This is a genomic window from Streptomyces sp. NPDC055955 (assembly GCF_042270245.1).
In the GTDB taxonomy this organism is placed as follows: Bacteria; Actinomycetota; Actinomycetes; order Streptomycetales; family Streptomycetaceae; genus Streptomyces.
This window is the reverse complement of sequence record NZ_JBHJYS010000031.1, coordinates 45,782-62,036: the sequence shown is the minus strand read 5'-3', so window position 1 is coordinate 62,036 and position 16,255 is coordinate 45,782. Positions and strand designations below refer to the sequence as shown.

General features: G+C 67.8%; 15 protein-coding genes and 1 pseudogene. 11 read left to right on the top strand and 5 right to left on the bottom strand.

The genetic code is table 11. From position 1 onward, the window contains the following. Positions 1–123: 123 nt before the first annotated feature. Entirely contained in the window at positions 124–1,161 is a 1,038-nt protein-coding gene (locus tag ACFC96_RS41115) for an AAA family ATPase (protein WP_376617501.1), read from the top strand. Beyond that, positions 1,158–1,727 (top strand): guanylate kinase, encoded by a 570-nt coding sequence (locus ACFC96_RS41110; RefSeq protein WP_376617499.1) that lies wholly within the window; start codon positions 1,158–1,160, stop codon positions 1,725–1,727. Before ACFC96_RS41115 ends, ACFC96_RS41110 begins: the two co-directional genes overlap by 4 nt. Before the next feature lie 7 nt (positions 1,728–1,734). Here ACFC96_RS41110 and ACFC96_RS41105 read toward each other — a convergent pair whose 3' ends face one another. Together ACFC96_RS41105 and ACFC96_RS41100 are read right to left on the bottom strand one after the other, a co-directional pair. Continuing rightward, a complete protein-coding gene (locus tag ACFC96_RS41105) occupies positions 1,735–2,574 on the bottom strand; it encodes a DUF1932 domain-containing protein (RefSeq protein WP_376617498.1) in 840 nt (279 codons plus the stop codon). A 4-nt stretch (positions 2,575–2,578) separates the two neighbouring features. Next, positions 2,579–3,220, bottom strand: a complete 642-nt coding sequence (locus ACFC96_RS41100; protein WP_376617496.1) for an HAD family hydrolase — start codon at positions 3,218–3,220, stop codon at positions 2,579–2,581. A 94-nt stretch (positions 3,221–3,314) separates the two neighbouring features. Here ACFC96_RS41100 and ACFC96_RS41095 point away from each other — a divergent pair, with 94 nt between their 5' ends. From ACFC96_RS41095 to ACFC96_RS41085, 3 genes are all read left to right on the top strand, one after another. Next, entirely contained in the window at positions 3,315–3,614 is a 300-nt protein-coding gene (locus tag ACFC96_RS41095; protein ID WP_376617494.1) for a helix-turn-helix transcriptional regulator, read from the top strand. Between the two features lie 858 nt (positions 3,615–4,472). After that, positions 4,473–6,545 (top strand): hypothetical protein, encoded by a 2,073-nt coding sequence (locus ACFC96_RS41090; RefSeq protein ID WP_376617492.1) that lies wholly within the window; start codon positions 4,473–4,475, stop codon positions 6,543–6,545. Between the two features lie 213 nt (positions 6,546–6,758). After that, positions 6,759–7,505, top strand: coding sequence for a DUF5131 family protein (locus ACFC96_RS41085; RefSeq protein WP_376617490.1), 747 nt, complete (start codon positions 6,759–6,761; stop codon positions 7,503–7,505). Positions 7,506–7,568: 63 nt separating this feature from the next. On the opposite strand, the gene tcmP is transcribed toward ACFC96_RS41085, so the two are convergent. After that, positions 7,569–8,723, bottom strand: a complete 1,155-nt coding sequence (gene tcmP / locus ACFC96_RS41080) for a three-Cys-motif partner protein TcmP (protein WP_376617488.1) — start codon at positions 8,721–8,723, stop codon at positions 7,569–7,571. A 234-nt stretch (positions 8,724–8,957) separates the two neighbouring features. Between tcmP and ACFC96_RS41075 the strand changes: the two are divergent. From ACFC96_RS41075 to ACFC96_RS41060, 4 genes and pseudogenes are all read left to right on the top strand, one after another. After that, positions 8,958–9,062: pseudogene (locus ACFC96_RS41075) on the top strand (toxin Doc); the annotation flags it as partial. 124 nt (positions 9,063–9,186) lie between these two features. Further along, positions 9,187–9,567, top strand: coding sequence for a hypothetical protein (locus ACFC96_RS41070; protein ID WP_376617487.1), 381 nt, complete (start codon positions 9,187–9,189; stop codon positions 9,565–9,567). A 76-nt stretch (positions 9,568–9,643) separates the two neighbouring features. Next, complete coding sequence (locus tag ACFC96_RS41065; RefSeq protein WP_376617485.1) at positions 9,644–10,432, top strand: hypothetical protein; 789 nt, start codon at positions 9,644–9,646, stop codon at positions 10,430–10,432. Between the two features lie 4 nt (positions 10,433–10,436). Continuing rightward, positions 10,437–10,931, top strand: a complete 495-nt coding sequence (locus ACFC96_RS41060) for a hypothetical protein (RefSeq protein WP_376617483.1) — start codon at positions 10,437–10,439, stop codon at positions 10,929–10,931. Positions 10,932–10,934: 3 nt separating this feature from the next. Here the strand turns inward: ACFC96_RS41060 and ACFC96_RS41055 are convergent, their stop codons facing one another. Together ACFC96_RS41055 and ACFC96_RS41050 are read right to left on the bottom strand one after the other, a co-directional pair. Then, entirely contained in the window at positions 10,935–11,138 is a 204-nt protein-coding gene (locus ACFC96_RS41055) for a hypothetical protein (protein WP_376617481.1), read from the bottom strand. A 242-nt stretch (positions 11,139–11,380) separates the two neighbouring features. Beyond that, positions 11,381–11,887, bottom strand: coding sequence for a hypothetical protein (locus ACFC96_RS41050; protein ID WP_376617480.1), 507 nt, complete (start codon positions 11,885–11,887; stop codon positions 11,381–11,383). Between the two features lie 314 nt (positions 11,888–12,201). On the opposite strand from ACFC96_RS41050, the gene dnaE reads away from it, so the two are divergent. Both dnaE and ACFC96_RS41040 read left to right on the top strand, forming a co-directional pair. Then, a complete protein-coding gene (dnaE, locus tag ACFC96_RS41045; protein ID WP_376617478.1) occupies positions 12,202–15,801 on the top strand; it encodes a DNA polymerase III subunit alpha in 3,600 nt (1,199 codons plus the stop codon). Continuing rightward, positions 15,798–16,253, top strand: coding sequence for a DUF6300 family protein (locus ACFC96_RS41040; protein ID WP_376617476.1), 456 nt, complete (start codon positions 15,798–15,800; stop codon positions 16,251–16,253). The genes dnaE and ACFC96_RS41040 overlap by 4 nt, the downstream gene beginning before the upstream one ends. Positions 16,254–16,255 lie beyond the last annotated feature (2 nt).

Here is a 16,255-nt window from a genome sequence, read left to right as displayed (position 1 = left end):
CACTCGCACTGAGCCGACCGGAACATCACAGCGGCTTGTCGAAGCCTGTGCGCACTCTCGTTCACGGGTTTTCAACATCCACGTACACATGGGATTTGGGGCCCGAGCCCTAGGCTCGCGCTCATGACGATGACGGAGGGGCAGAGGGTGGGGAAGCAGCGTGCAGGGTGGAGGCCGGATCTGCTGCGCGAGCAGCGAGAGGCCCACGGCCTGACTCTGGAGAAGGCCGGTGAGCGTCTCCGGGAGGTTGCAGAGCGGGCCAAGCTCAAGGGAATTCCTGCCGCGAATCCTCAGACCCTGTGGCAGCACGAGCAGGGCGAGGTCTTCCCCGGCCCTCACTACCGGCGCGCTTACTGCCTCCTCTACCGGGCCACCGAGCCCGACCTCGGCTTTCGTGCCGCCCTCCCGGGTGAGGAGACATCCTTCAAACTCACGCCGATGGACGACCGCCTCAACGGCGCCCATGTCCTGGCTGTTGAGCGGGCGATTCACCGCATTGCGCCGGGCTCGGACGAAGCCGACCACTTCGACTTGCAGCAGCGCATCATCGACGCGTGGAAGCGCAGGCACACGGGCGGTGACCCGCACCGCCCGGCCCTCATCCTGGTCGGCGGTTTCGCTGGCAGCGGGAAGACCGAGCTCGCCCGCTTTTTCGTCCAGCTCACCGGCTGGCCGCTACTCGACAAAGACCCGCTCACCCGCCCGCTCGTGGAGCGACTCCTGGTCGCGCTGGGCGGCGACGCGAACGACAGGCACACCGATCTCTACCGCGAAAAGGTCCGGCCGGTGGAGTACGACTGCTTGATGCAGTCGGCCATGGCCAACATCAAGTGCGGGATCAGTACCGTGCTGACTGCACCGTTCATCGCGGAGATGACAGACCCGGCCTGGGTGCAACGCCTGGCCAACCGCGCGGGATCGATGGGTGTCGACGTCTTCCCTGTGTGGGTTCGCTGCGACGAAGAGTCGATGCGCGAGTACATCGGATTCCGCTCCGCGGCCCGGGACGCCTGGAAGCTGGCGCGGTGGGAGGAGTACATGGCCACGATCGACCTGGAGCTGCGCCCGGCGGTGCCGCACCTGGTCGTCGACAACCGGCTGGGGACCGCGGTGACGCTCGCGGACCAGGCCCGGCAGGCGATGAGGGCGATGTACGCGTGAACTCGAAGCAGGGCGTGATCCTTTACGGCCCGCCAGCGGCGGGCAAGGACACCGTCACCACCGAGCTCACCGAGCTGAGCTCGAAGTACGCGCAGTTCAGGCGACTCAAGGTCGGGACGGGCAAGTCCGCCGGCTACCGAATGGGCACAGCGGAGCAGCTGCTCAAGCTGGAGGCCGCGGGCGACGTCGTCTACGTAAACGCGCGGTACGGCAACACGTACGTGATCGACCAGCCCGGCGTCAACGCAGCGTTCGCGGCCGGGGTGCCGGTGGTGCACCTCGGGCAGGTCAACGGCATCCAGGCCCTGGTCGATGGCTACCCGGCCGACTGGACGATGGTGCTGCTGTGGTGCCCGCGCGAGGTATCCGCGCAGCGGTCTGCGGGGCGAGGCGACAGAGACACCACGGCGCGCCTGGCGGCGTGGGATGCAACCCGTGAGGACCTGGACGCTCACCCGGACATGGCCTGGGATCTGACCGTGGACACCACGGTGGCATCCCCGCAGGAGGCGGCGCGGCTCATCGACCAGCTGCTGACGAAGCGGGCGGGAACGGCGACGGCATGATCGCAGGCTACGGCTGGGCGAGTCGGTCCAAGGCGTCGGTGAGCGTGAGCTCGCTGTCGTCCTTGAGGTCGGTCCACCGTGCCAGCGTGGACGCGGCCGCGCGCAGCATCTCCGGCGGAAGACCGGCGGCCGCGAGCGTGTCCGCGGCTTCTCCCAGCTCGGGACCCCAGCGCCAGGCGCGGGCCGCGGTCTTGGCGACGTACTCCGGCTCCGCGAGGTACGAGTCGGTCCGCCGGGAGGCGACCTCGATGAGTTCTTGGTCGACGCCGTGCTCGCGTGCCATCCCGACCGCGAGCGCCGCAAGCACGCGGCTCGTCTTCTGGAACGACGCGTACGACAGCTTCAGCGCGGACGCCTTCCCGACTTCCGCACCCAGCGTCCTCGTCTGCACGGCGGTGCCGGCGAACAGTGCCTCGATCCGCTCGGTCGCATCGGCCGGGCCGGACAGGTACAGCGTCGGGGTCTTCCCCCGCACCGGCGGGGAGCCGACGACCCCGCCGTCGACTACGGTCGCCGCGGGTTCGAGTAGCGCGGCGCTCCGCTGGGACCGCTCGGGGTTGATGGCGTTGGCTTCCACGTACACGCCGGTGAAGCCGAGTTCAGCGACGTCGTGGGCAAGGTCTTCGGCGGCTGCGGGCGGGCAGAGGCTGATGACGATGTCGCCGCGATCCAGCAGTTCGCCCAGTGTGGCCACCGGCGTCAGGCCGAACTGTGCGGCGCGCTTCGCGGTTGCGGGGCTGCGTCCGGTCTCGCACCACAGGACCTCGGCGGCGTTCGCCTGGGCGCAGGCGGCGACGGCGGCGCCCATGCTGCCGGGGTGGAGGATGCCGACGGTCGGCTGGTCCACGGTGCTACTCCGTCTCGTTGAGCAGGATGGTGATGGCGTCGGTGACGTCGTCGACAACGTGCTGCGCGACTGCGATTCCGTCGTGCCATGGGCGGCCGCGCAGCCAGATGGTGCGCAGGCCTGCGGCATGTCCGCCGCCGATGTCGCTGCCAGGGTTGTCGCCGATCATCCAGCCGCCGTCAGTGAGGTCGGTTCCGCAGCGACGCGCGGCGAGCTCGAAGAGCTGCCGGTCGGGTTTGCGGGTCTCGATGTCGCCGGAGACGGCTATACCGTCGACGTGGTGGGCGAGTCCGGTCACGGTGAGTTTGGCGCGTTGGATGTCGCTGGCGCCGTTGGTGGCGATCCCAATCGTCCAGCCTCTGACGCGGAGTCGAGCCAGGCCCTCGAGGACCTCGGGGGCGCAGCGGACGGCGGCCGCAATGCGGTTGACGTAGTCGTGCCACAACTGGGCGGGGTCGTCGGGGAGGTCGAAGCGGGCCATGAGCCGTTGGAAATCGGCGGGGTTGGCCCGGTCGGCGAGTTCGGTGTGCAGCCATTCCTGGATGACCGAGTTGTAGCCGTGGTCGTTACACAAGGCGGCGATGGCTTCAGTGAAGGCAATGCCGCGGTTGACCAGGGTGTTGTCCAGGTCGAAGAGGGCCAGCATGGGCAAGACCCTATCGGCGTATCAGAAGTTGATCCACGAGACCCATCGGATCGTGTATCTTTCAGGGATTCATTGATCATGGAAGGGTGGGGTCATGTTGCACGCGGATCCCATGCAGCGGGTCGACGCCCTGCTGGACGACATGCTGCCGTCGCCGCACATTCGGCAGCAGTTGCGTCGTGCCGCCGGGCTGACGCAGCAGGAGGTCGCGGACGCTGTGGGCGTGAAGCGACTCGCGGTGGCCCGCTGGGAGTTGGGCCAGACGCATCCGCGCCGGCCGCACCGGGCGGTCTACCTGCATCTGCTCAGGCGGCTCGCGGAGCGGTATCCCGACGCGGCGGGCCCGGATGCGGGCATGCCGACGCCAGCCTCGGAATCAAGGGGGTCGGGGTGACGTAGCCGCCACCAGCCGCGCGCGCCACGTAGCGGATTAACCACCCGCTGGCCTCGCGCGGCCCTTCGTTCCGACCGGATGAACCACCCAGTCGGCCGCTCAGTCCCGGTTGCCGCCGGTCCTGAGCTGCGGCTCATCGAGCCGCATTTCCAAACAGACGCAACACCGGCCACTAGCCACGGCCACCACAGCCGCAGCAGCTCCCGCTGTTGCACGGCCCCTAACCGGGGCCACACGCAGCGCCCCGACCAAGGGGCTCTGCACCAGAAGCAACCAGAGAGAACGGAGGTCCGCCCCTGGCTCATCTGGTCGCCCGCTCCTCCCGGAGGGGGCTCACCCGTCGATCCGTTGGCCGCCCGTCCCGTGTGGCGGGAGTGGTGCGGCCGTGAATCTGAAAGGTGTCTTCGTCATAGTGCCCGATCTAGCGGCGCAAGAAAAGCCGAGTTTTGCCCGTTTCCTGACGCTTAGCCCGAGTCGTGCGCACTGCACAACGGAGGTCACACGCCAGTTTTGCGCGTTTCGCGTAGGTCGTCATGATCACATCTTGATCGCAGAGCGCCTGTGTCAGCGAGGCGTTGTGGCGCCGAAGCCGGTGGGTGCTCCCGAGCAGGGCGTCCTGTCCAGCGGAACGACGTCCACGCTCCGAACCCGGCCCACGGACGTGCTCAAAGTGGCCGTCGGTGGCAGGAATCTATCCACAGGCAATCCGTTGCAAGGTGCCCGGATAGATCTTGCTATCGCTCTGAGTCAGGTGTTTCAGTGAGTGCCGTGGCGGCGAACGCCGCGGAGTACGTGGGCCGTTCGGCCGGGTGGGATCGGCGGCGCAGTCGGCGGGCCGTGCCAGGTGAGGCCGGGCCGGTGGTTCAGCTGGAGCTGGGCAATCCGCTGCAGCTGTCGAAGGTGATGCGCGGGCGGCTGCTCGCTGCGGTGCGTGCGCTGGTGGCGTCTCCGGCGCTGGCCGGGGTGTCGGACGGCGCCCGATTGGCGTCGGTCGTGCTGACGGCGAAGGCGAAGGTCCGCGACGATTACGAGACGTCGATCTGGGCGGCTGAGCTGGGCCGGTGGCTGGGTGTGTCGCAGTCGACGGTCGCCCACACGGTGCTGCCCGAACTGCGCCGTGCCGGGATGCTCGGGTCGAAGATCGCGACCAACGTGTTCGGGCACGCGACCGGTCTGGAGTGCTGGGTAGTGCCGATGTACCGAGCGCAGAAGGCCGGCGACCGGCGGCACGCACTGGCGCTGTCGCGGTCGGAGCTGGCGGTGCTGCTCAGCCTGATCGAGGTGCTGTTCGGTCCGGGGTGGGCCCCGAAGGGCAAGGCGCCGGTCCCGGCCGGGCTGCTCTCCGGACGTACGGGCCGGGGTGCGGCGACCGATCGGCTCGGGCTGCTTCTGATGGTGCTGACGACGGGTTCGGCGGGCTGGCTGCAGCTGTGTCCAGGGGCGGTGGACACCGACCGTGGGCGTCCGGCGGCGACAGTCGCACGGCTGCTGGGCTGCACAGCGGCGGCCGGGGCGAAGGTCCTCAAGCGCCTCCAGGAGCACGGCGTCGCAGACGTGGTGCGGCAGGAGACCGGCTCGGGCCTGCACGCGAAGTCACGGGTGCGCCTGGTGCCGGTGGCTGAGGCCCACGGCGTGGCCGTACGGGAGGCCCGCCGGGCAGCAAACGCCGTGTTTTCAGACCTCGCCGTTACTGCATCCGGAGATCTTGAGTCCGGCGAGACGGGCGAGACCCTTGTGCCGACTGGGATCGAGGGTGCCGGACAGGACGGGATCACCGGATCGGCAGACCTCGCCGCAACTGCACAGCACCACGCTCTCCACGCTTCTGGGGTTACTCCTGGGGGTTCTCTCGCGCTCTCTGGTGGCTTTTCCGGCGAAGGCCGCGGTGGGAACCACGGTCTGCCGGACCGCGCGTGCGTGCGCGAGGACGGCGGCCCGCTCCGCGGGGAACAGCAAGAGAAGTCCCCGGTCGTCGAAGGCGTGAAGGGCGGCTGCGGGCCGGTGGCCGGTGCTCCGGTACGGGTCGTGGACGGTGCGGGTCAGGGCAGGCAGCAGCGGGGGAGGGTGCACCTGCCGCCGGAAGACCTGCGGACCGTCCTGGCTCCGGTCGACCTGGTGTGGGCGCGACTGAAGCGTCCGGCCGCCCGAAAACTGGTGGAAGCCGCCGCCCGTAGCGAGCTGGCCCGGGTGGTCGGGTTCGCCGGCCGCACAGACGCGCCCCAGGTCCTCGCCGACCGGCTCGCCCGGCGCCTGGAGGACCAGATGCGGCTGGCCGGGCCGATCAAGGACCCTGTGGGCTGGCTGATCAGCCGTGCCCTGCCCCAGCGTCAGCAGTGCGGCGACGTGCGGTGCGACGACCGGATGCTTCTCGACTCCGGGCAGGACTGCCCACGCTGCGAGGACCGGCAGGCCGTCCGCCGTGCGCAGCGCAGCACGGTCGCGGCCGCCATCGACGCCTCGATGCCCGGGGCTTCGGACAGCGAGCGCCGTGCGGCCACTGACCGGCAGCTGCACGAGACGGTGACCGCCCAGGCGTGGATCCGCGAGCATCGGTGGGCGCAGGTCCGCGAGCAGCAGGCCGCCGCAGCCCAATCCCGCGCTGAAGCCGCGGCCGCGAAGACCTCCGCTGGTGAGCTGGCCGCGCCTCCGGCCCGGGTTGTACTGCCCGCTCCCCGCCCGACGCCTGCGGCTCCGAAGCCGCAGGCCGACGCCGTCGGTCAGAAGCTGGTCCTCGAGGAACTCACCCGCGAGCAGGTCCTCGACTGGCGCACCCGTGCCGCCAAGGACCACCAGGTCGTCTTCGACCACATCGACCGGTACGGCGAGGTCTCGGCGCAGCGTCTGTTCACGAGGTCGTTCGTCGCGACCGTGCAGCGGCTGTCCGGCCTGGAGCATCTGGGCCTCGGCTCTACGCCGTGGGGGTCGCGATGAGGGGTGCTACGCCTGGTACTGACTGGCCGAAACAGGAAGGTGGATTATCGGTGGGATGGGTGCGCATGTTCGGATCGCTGGGCAGTGAAGTCGGCTTCCGAGCCGGATGGTTGGATGCCGGTATCTGGTGGGACGACGGCTCGTTGGACTGTCAGCGGACCGCAGCCGTGCCATTGGCAACGGGGCTCGGCAACGGGGATGGAGGGCCCTCCGGTGAGTGACCGCAGTGCGATCGAGTGGACCGAGGCGACGTGGAATCCGACCACAGGGTGCGACCGCGTCTCCGACGGTTGTGACAACTGCTATGCGTTGGCGCTGGCGAAGCGCTTGAAAGCGATGGGATCGCCCAAGTACCAAACCGACGGCGACCCGCGCACGTCCGGACCAGGGTTCGGGCTGACGATGCATCCGGACGCGCTCAGGGTGCCCTACGGGTGGAAGAGCCCGCGCACAGTGTTCGTGAACTCGATGAGCGACCTGTTCCATGCCAGGGTGCCGCTCGACTACGTGCGGCGCGTGTTCGAGGTCATTGCCGACACGCCTCAGCACACCTATCAGGTACTGACCAAGCGGGCTCGGCGCCTGCGGCAGGTCGCCGACCGGTTGGAATGGCCGGAGAACCTGTGGATGGGCGTCTCCGTGGAGAGTGCCAAGGAGCTGCCGCGCGTCGACGATCTGCGAAGGGTGCCGGCGGTGGTGAAGTTCTTGTCTTGTGAGCCGCTGCTGGGGCCGCTGGAGGGCTTGGAGCTGTCTGGGATCGACTGGGTCATCGCAGGCGGCGAGTCGGGAGCGGGGCACCGGCCGCTGGACGAGGCGTGGGTGACGCAGATCCGGGACACCTGCCAGAGCGCCGGCGTGGCCTTCTTCTTCAAGCAGTGGGGCGGCCGCACGCCGAAGGCCGGCGGCCGCGAGCTTGCGGGCCGTACCTGGGACGAGCTGCCACTGCCTGCCGGGGTGTGAGCTGCCTGGGCGGCCGCACAACTGCTGGCCGCCCGGCAGTCGGGCACACAGGCTGGTCGCGAGTTAGCGGTGGGCGGGCTGTACGACAAGTTCGCGGACCCTGTCGCCGACGCCGGTTGATGGTGTCTTTCCCGCACTGTGCAGGTACTTGACGGCCTTGCGGGCGACCGGCTCGGTGACCTGTCCGTAGTAGGAGCCGAACAGCTCCAGGGTGTGGTCGACCAGCTTGACGGAACGGCCCCTGCGCAGCAGGCGCTCGAGGTTGGCGGCCATCGCCGGCACCGCCTCCTTCTCTACGACTGCGGGATCCGGGCGCAATATGGATGTGGCGGAGAAGAGGGCGTCGGGGTCCTGGTGCTCTTCTTCGAGTTCGAGTGTCTCCCACCACGCGCTGCGTGCCCGGGCAGCCTGGTCGCCGAACACCCACAGTCCGTACGGACTGTGGGTGGCGAACACCAGGTGGTAGACGGGCTTCCTATGTGGCGCGCTGGCGACGGGCACGGACTGCACGAACATGCCGGTGCGCATGTGCAGGCGGCGCGCGTACTCGGCAGCGACGGCTTCAGCCGCATCCGTCGCGTCATGGTCGCCGGTGAAGAAGTCCCGCCACCAGCGGCCGCCGCACACCGCGTCGAAGCGCTCCAGGCTGCGCTCGTTGCTCTTGGGCGAGGTCACGTGCCCGCCCAGCCGCCGTACTGCCATCATGCTGAAGTTCATCAGCAGCTCGGTTGCCGGCCGTTTCGCCGGCCTGCGGCGGGCGAGGACGTCGACAAGCCGGTCCAGCGGCAAGCACAATCCGCACGGGTCGAGGAACAGGAAGAGGGGCACCCCGGTGGCACGGTGCACCACGTCGTCCAGGACGTCGTCGACGCCTCCAAGGTGCGCGCGGGCGTCGACGCCCCGCGCCGCGTACCCGGCAACAACCTGCTGGAGACGCTCGAACGACTTTGGTTGCTGCTCCACGAAGAAGCACGACAGGTTCAGCCCGCGTGCCCGGTAGTAGGAAGCAACGCGCAGAGCGATCTCCGCGGATCCGGGATCGCCGTTCTCGTATCGGCCCTCGCCCGCGTACCCGTCGAGGTACACCACCCGCTGATCATGCGCCTGCTTGCTCGTCATCCCCCCGAACGGCGGGATGTAGCGGCGCAGCAGCTCGTGCTTGAACACGCTGGGGAGAGCTTTGCCCTCCCAGTAGGCCCCGCCCGTTCCACTCGACATGATCCCCCACTACGTCACGAATCGAATCCCCGCCGCTACGCATAGTGAGCCACATGGCAAGGCCCGGCAAGACCGAAACCCCTCAACTACCGGGCATGCAGACCGTCGTGGAGAAGGCGAAGCGATGAGTAGTGGCGATGGGTTTGCATGCGAACGGGATCCGGCGTCGCAGAAGTCGTCCGGAACGGACAAGGCATTGAGTGCCTCACCTGGAATGCGTTCAGGAAGCCGCGCCTGGATGCGCCGTACGGTGCGCTGATCGACCTCGCCCGCGACATCGACGCCGGGCGCAGTGACGGGTACGACGACGCCGACCGCATCCGCTCCTGGCGGATCTGACCAACCTGGCCTGAACCGCTGCAGGGGGAGAAGTCCACGATGGCCGACGTAGAGGGGCCCAAGAACCCGGCAGAGATCGTGCGAGCGCGGTACGCGCTCTACGTGGAGACGCTCCGGGGCCCGAATGCCCCAGGAGCAGTTCGACCTCCTGATGGAAGTCATCCGCGAGTACGTGAGAGCCGGCGGCGGCCGGTTCCGACTCGAGCTGGAACCGCGGGAGAAGGAGCTATTCACCGACGAAGTGCGGCAAGAGCTGCTCAACCTCCTTGGTCTGCTTGGCGCGATGCAACCCGGCCACGAGGACCGGGCCGACCACGTCGTCGCCCACCTGGGCGACGGCGAGCACGCCAAGGCCGCGATGTCGCTAGTGCCCCCGGACGTTGCCGACGACCCGGACAGGCTGCGCGCGATGCGAGACAAGCTCGATGCCCAGCAGCACCAGCGCAAGCAGGACGAGCACACGGTGGAGGACATCGCCCGCGCGAGCGGCATGTCCGACGGCTGACCGAGTGCAGAGGCGTCCGCTGCTCGGTGGGCACAACAGGGCTGTCTGAAACGGGAGGTTGGGGCAAACTGGGCCTGTGGCTGACGAACGCTCACCCCGCACCGATCTGGAACAGTACCTTGTGAACCGCTTCCTGGAAGAAGCGCTGGCCCAAGCAGCGGAGACCCTCCGCGACCCGGCACCGGTACAAGCGGCTCTGATCGTGGCGGCGCGAAACGAGGAGGAGAAGCAGCCGGCACTCGTAGTGCAGGTGCTCGACCACGGTGGCCAGGGTGCGGAGATCCTTCGCGAGTTCACTGCCACCATGAAGCACATATCGGAGTTGCTCCGCGCCGAGGCAGTTACCACGGCCATCGCACTCCCGGAGGAGTCGCGCGACGCGGAGCACGGCCTTGACGGCCTCCTCCGGTTGAGCCCTTTCGAGACCCCCGACGAGACGCTTAAGCGCGCCGCCGAACCCGAGATCGTCAACGAAATCCTGGCGGGCGGTGCTGTGGCTGCCTCGTTCACTGCGGCGGCCAGCGTCGCCAAGGCGAAGATGGAGGCCACCACTCAGCGCCGGAAGAACGACCTCGATGCCGAAACAGAGCGGCTGAGGATCGAGTCGACCGAGCGCATCGCCGGCTTCCAGGCCATGACGGGGAAGGTCGAGACCGAGGGCCCCGGCATCGACGAGGCGTGGCCGCTGGCCGGCCGCCCCTTGGGTCGCTGCCGGCGCTTGCAGTGCGGCCGGCCACCCAGCCCCGAAGGGCCCCCGGGCGGCCGACCGAGCGCTGACGCTACTGAACTTGAATGGGTGATGTCGGGGACGGGGAGCGTGGTGGTACCCCGAGCCGCTCCACCTGTGGCTGGCTCGGCAAGATGAGCGCATGGTCGAGAGCGAAGCAGTTCTGCTGGCGTTGCTGCGCGAGCTTGATGATCCGGAGTGGCTGGAGTGGCCGCAGCACTACGACCGTGGCGAGACCGCAGCCCGCTTCGGTGGTCTACTGACCCGACTCGAAGGCGACTTCGCAGCTCGCTGCACGGATGAGCAGGACACCCAGGACTCCAGCGAGTACGGACGCGTCGTCGTGCCGGCTGAGGCGACCGTATGCGGAACCCGGATCGTCGTCTGCGTGAGCAAGTTCGGCTCGCTGGCGCTTGTCTGCGCGGACAACCCGGGCGCCTTCCTCGGAACGGAGGAAGCCCAGGCCGAGGGCGAGTTGGACGGCGCTGACCTTGCCAAGGTCAACCGGGCGTTGGTTGGGCTCGGCTATGTAGTGGTTGCCGAGGAACTGCTGGAGAGCGACTACGACGGGCCGAGCCGACTGCCCTCGCATGTTCAGCGGCCCACCTGGTGGGCTCGCTTCTTCGGCTTCTTCTGACGATCACGCCAACAGGGCCAGGCCCGTGCCCGCCAGGCAGCCGTCGATGACCTCCGGCCGGTGCTGGAGCATCTTGAGCTTGCGCTTCACGGCGCGGGTGACCTGGCCGAGGTCGGCGGCGGCCAGGGTGCCGATGTCGCGCTTGACGAGCGACCAGATGCCCTCCTGTCCGCCGCCTACCAGGCGGGCGACCTGCCGCTGGCCCACGGCGACGAGTGTCCGACCTGCATCGGCGGAGCCTACCGACCTCATTGGTTCTGATCCGGCGGAGTCAGCCGAGCCACACGACCAGTCCGACGGAGAGTCCCTACGTCTGCAAATCAACCAGGGCCTGCATCTACTGAGAGTCTGGCCTGCTCCAACCGCCGAGTCGGTGGCGTGAGCCTGGCCGTAGCCAGGGACTTGACACTGGTCAGCTGGAGGGCGGCTGGTCAGGGAGGCATTCCGGGTCATGGATGGGCCTCTTGCTCGTATGGGCCGCGTACGGCCTCGGCGGAGGCGTCGCCTGCCTGGGGTTCTTCGAGAGAGGACCGATGAGTGGGGTTGAGGTAGTGCCGAGGCCGCCAGTGTGGCGCGTGGTCCGGGTGCTCGCGCCATCGACGGGCGATCCAGACCAGCTGGTTGAAGTCCTGGCTGAGGTTGTGCCGCAGTGTCTGCACCGGCCCCGGTTCCTCGCTGCGACCGTCGGCGACAGCCAGCTGCCAGGCGCTGATCTGCTCGGTGAGCCGTAAAGAGGTGGAGAGCATCGTGTTGGTGAGGGCGTGGACAGCGAAGTGTTCCTCGCTGGCCTCGGGCAGGCGCGCCTTGAGCTCGCCGAGCCGGGCCCGCAGGAAGTCCTTCAACGGCGTGACGTCGGCCTCTATGAGGTCGTCGGAGTACGCCGGCTCCGGACGCGGGGTTCTCTTCGCGCACTCCAGGGCGCGGCGGATGTCGTCCTCGTTCGGTTCGCTGCGCACAGTTGTGCCCTCCCTGTTGGCAAGCCCCGCTGAAGCCGGCCGCCAGCGAACGCGCTCCCATGCATCCACGCTCTGGGGTCCGTGATCCCTTCGCGTAGTGGGAACTTGGGCGGGTGGCGCTGTCCATGTCGGCTTTACTGATCTACCCAATTCGGACACGCAGCCACTCCTACGACTCCGTTGCGTGATCCTCCGAGGTCACCCAGCGCGGCGCCTTCAGGGTGTTCTCGGGGGAGTCCCAAGCGACCGATTTTGATCTCCGCGGGGGGCTAGGGTGAGGGCTTCCCGCGACCCACCCCGGAGGTGCCTGCCCGGTGACCGACAGCTTTGTTCACCTGCACAATCACACCGAATACTCGATGCTCGACGGCGCTCAGAAGCTCAAGCCGATGTTCGCCGAAGTCGACCGGCAGGGCATGCCTGCGGTCGCGATGAGCGACCACGGCAACATGTTCGGTGCGTACGAGTTCCATCAGGTGTCCAAGGGCTTCGACGGCGTCAAGCCGATCATCGGGATCGAGGCGTACGTCGCCCCGTCCTCGCGGCGCAACCGGAAGCAGGAGTTCTGGGGGCCCGGCGGTCAGCGGGCCATGTCGGACGACGGCGAGGGCTCGAAGGACGTCTCGGGTGGCGGCCGCTTCACTCACATGACGATGTGGGCCGAGAACGTGAAGGGCCTGAAGAACCTCTTCTACATGTCCACCGAGGCCAGCTACAGCGGCCAGTTCCCCGCTGGCAAGCCGCGCATGGACATGGAACTGATCAGTGAGCACGCCGAGGGGATCATCGCCACCACCGGCTGCCCCTCCGGAGCGATCCAGACACGGCTGCGTCTGAACCAGTACGACGAGGCGCGCGAGACGGCCGCCGCCTACCAGGACATTTTCGGCCGGGAGAGCTATTTCCTGGAGCTGATGGACCACGGACTGTCGATCGAGAAGCAGGTGCGGGACGGTCTGCTGCGTCTGGCCAAGGAGCTGAAGATCCCGCTCCTGGCCACCAACGACGCCCACTACATCCACGCGGACCAGGCGGATGCGCACGACAACCTGCTGTGCATCGGCGTCGGCAAGAACAAGGCCGACGAGAAGCGGTTCCGGTTCTCGGGCAACGACTACTACCTCAAGACCGCAGCCGCGATGCGTGAGCTGTTCTCGGAGATGCCGGAGGCGTGTGACAACACGCTGCTGATCGCCGAGCGCGTCCAGTCCTACGATTCCGTCTTCGAGAACGTGGACGAGATGCCGCAGTACCCGGACGTCCCCGAAGGGGAGACGCAGGAGTCCTGGCTGCGCAAGGACGTCCTCAAGGGACTGGAGATGCGCTACGGCGCCCCCATCCCCGACGAGGTCATGGAGCGCTTCGAGACCGAGATGAGCATCATCGGTCCGATGGGGTTCTCCTCGTACTTCCTCGTGGTCGCCGACATCTGCAAGTACGCGCGCGACAACGGCATCCCGGTCGGCCCCGGCCGAGGCTCGGCCACCGGCTCGATCGTGGCGTACGCGACCCGCATCACCGAGCTGTGCCCGCTGGAACACGGCCTGCTCTTCGAGCGGTTCCTCAACCCCGAGCGCATCAACCCCCCGGATGTCGACCTCGACTTCGACGACCGCCAGCGCGACACCATGGTCCGCTACGTCACCGAGAAGTACGGCGACGAGTACACGGCGATGGTCAACACGTTCGGCAAGATCAAAGCCAAGAACGCGATCAAGGACAGCTCGCGGATCCTCGGCTACCCCTTCCAGCACGGGGAGCGGATCACCAAGGCGCTGCCGCCGGACATCATGGGCAAGTCGATCCCGCTGGACGGCATCTTCGACTCCGCCCACCCGCGCTACGGCGAGGCGGGCGAGATCCGGGCGATGTACGAGAGCGAGCCGGACGTCAAGAAGGTCATCGACACCGCCAAGGGCGTCGAGGGCCTGACGCGAGGCACCGGCGTGCACGCCGCCGCAGTGATCCTTTCGAAGACCAAGCTGACCGACCGGATCCCGCTGCACATGCGGGCCAAGGACGGCGTCAAGATCACCGGCTTTGACTACCCCAGTTGCGAAAACATGGGGCTGGTCAAGATGGACTTCCTCGGCCTGCGCAACTTGGGCGTCATCGACCACGCGCTGAAGAACATCCGTGACAACCGTGGTGTTCACCTGGCCACCGTCGACCCGGGCACCGGCGATGACAGGGTCAAGGTCATCCCGCTCGACGACAAGAAGACCTTCGAACTGCTCGGCCGAGGCGACACGTTCGGCGTCTTCCAGCTCGACGGCGGCGGCATGCGCGCCCTGCTGAAGCTGATGGAGCCGTCCCGATTCGAGGACATCGCCGCAGCCCTGGCCCTGTACCGGCCCGGCCCGATGGCCGCCAACGCGCACACGAACTACGCGCTCCGCCAGAACGGCAAGCAGCACCCGGACCCGATCCACCCGGAGCTGAAGGAGGTTTTGGACCCGATCCTGGGCTCCACCCACCACCTGCTGATTTTCCAAGAGCAGATCATGGCCATCGCCCGGACCCTGGCCGGCTACACGCTCGGTGGCGCCGACATGCTGCGCCGTGCGATGGGCAAGAAGAAGCCCGAGGTCCTGGCCGCCGAGTGGGACAAGTTCCACGCAGGAATGGTCGGTAACGGCTACTCGGAAGAGGCCATCAAGGCCATCTGGGACGTCATGCTCCCGTTCTCCGGCTATGCCTTCAACAAGTCCCACACCGCCGGATACGGCCTGGTCTCCTACTGGACCGCCTACCTCAAGGCGAACTACCCGGCCGAGTACATGGCCGCGCTGCTCACCTCGGTCGGCGACGACAAGGACAAGGCCGGCATCTACCTCGCCGATGCCCGCAAGCTCGGCGTCACCGTTTTGCCGCCCGACGTGAACGAATCGATCGCCGAGTTCGCGGCCGTCGGCGACGACGTCCGCTTCGGCCTGCTGTCCGTGCGTAACGTCGGCGAGAACGTCATCGAGTCGATCATCGCGGGCCGCAAGTCCGGCGGGAAGTTCGCCTCCTTCGGTGACTTCCTCGACAAGGTCGACCTCCCCGCCCTGAACAAGCGGGCGATCGAGTCCCTCATCAAGGGCGGCGCGTTCGACTCCCTCGGACACACCCGCAGAGGGCTTTCCGCCGCTCATGAGATGGCCATCGACGCCGTCGTGCCGCTGAAGAAGGCCGCCGCCTACGGCCAGGACGACCTGTTCGCAGGCCTGGGCGGCGACGACGCGGCAGACGCCGCAGGCCTGGGCATGGAGGTGAAGATCGGCGAAGAAGAGTGGCCCCGCAGGCAACTCCTGGCCACCGAGCGGGAGATGCTGGGCATGTACGTGTCCGCGCACCCGCTGGACGGCACCGAGAATCTCCTTGCGGCCAACCGTGACACCACCATCGTCGACCTGATCGCCTCAGGACGCACAGAAGGCGTGGTCCGGCTCTCCGGCCTGATCACCAGCGTGCAGCCGAAGATGACGAAGCAGGGCAACGCCTGGGCGATCGTCAATTTGGCCGACCGTGACGGAACGATCGAGGTGCTGTTCTTCCCCGCCACGTATCAGCTCGTCGCCGGCGCCCTGGTCGAAGACGCTGTGGTCTCGGTGCAAGGCCGCCTCAACGACCGCGACGGCACGATCAGCATCTTCGGGCAGGAGCTCCAGACCCTCGACGTGTCCTCCGCGGAGCGTACGGGCGCAGCTCCGGTACAGCTCGTCCTGCCCTATCACCGCATCACCGAGAGGTCCGTCAAGGAGCTTGGGCGCATCATCGGCGCGCACCCGGGCAACACCCCAGTGCGCCTTGCGGTCCGAGGGGTGGCCAAGACGACCGTCTACCAGCTCGGGTTGATGGTGAACGCCGCGACGGTAGCTTCCGACATCAAGGGCTCCTTCGGCCCGGACATCTGGCAGGGAGTGGCGTGACCAACCCGATTGACGAGACCGAGATCGTCCTCCAGCTCGATGAGGTGGAGGATTGCCTCCGCTGCAGCGGGCCATCCTGGCTCAAGGCACGCTTCGCGCACTCGTGGACGAACGCGCGCGGCGAGACCGTCGCAGGGATTCGCGAGGCGCTGCTCTGCTCAGCCTGCGACCGCGGGACGCAGACTGCCGACGAGCTCCTGGCGCTGTTCGCCGGGGGCGACAGGCTCAATGCCGCCAGCATCGTGACGTTCGGCAGTCTCGTGGCGGCATGGGTGGAGTCAGTACGACAGCCGAGGGTGGACGAGATCTGCTCGAGCAGTGGACGCGCGGCGAGCCATAGGCCGTTTGACCCGTGCCATCAGCGTTGCTTCGCCGCGGGAGGACTCCGAGTGATCGAGTGTCGCCATGAAGCGGGGTACCTCTCATCACCCACTTTGACCTGCGATGATTGATG

What these genes read in the sequence shown, in the direction of transcription:
- ACFC96_RS41060 (WP_376617483.1), top strand. Translation starts at nt 10,437, where the DNA reads ATGGTCGAGAGCGAAGCAGTTCTGCTGGCGTTGCTGCGCGAGCTTGAT.
- ACFC96_RS41095 (WP_376617494.1), top strand. Translation starts at nt 3,315, where the DNA reads ATGTTGCACGCGGATCCCATGCAGCGGGTCGACGCCCTGCTGGACGAC.
- ACFC96_RS41070 (WP_376617487.1), top strand. Translation starts at nt 9,187, where the DNA reads ATGCCCCAGGAGCAGTTCGACCTCCTGATGGAAGTCATCCGCGAGTAC.
- ACFC96_RS41100 (WP_376617496.1), bottom strand. Translation starts at nt 3,220, where the DNA reads ATGCTGGCCCTCTTCGACCTGGACAACACCCTGGTCAACCGCGGCATT.
- tcmP (WP_376617488.1), bottom strand. Translation starts at nt 8,723, where the DNA reads ATGTCGAGTGGAACGGGCGGGGCCTACTGGGAGGGCAAAGCTCTCCCC.
- ACFC96_RS41115 (WP_376617501.1), top strand. Translation starts at nt 124, where the DNA reads ATGACGATGACGGAGGGGCAGAGGGTGGGGAAGCAGCGTGCAGGGTGG.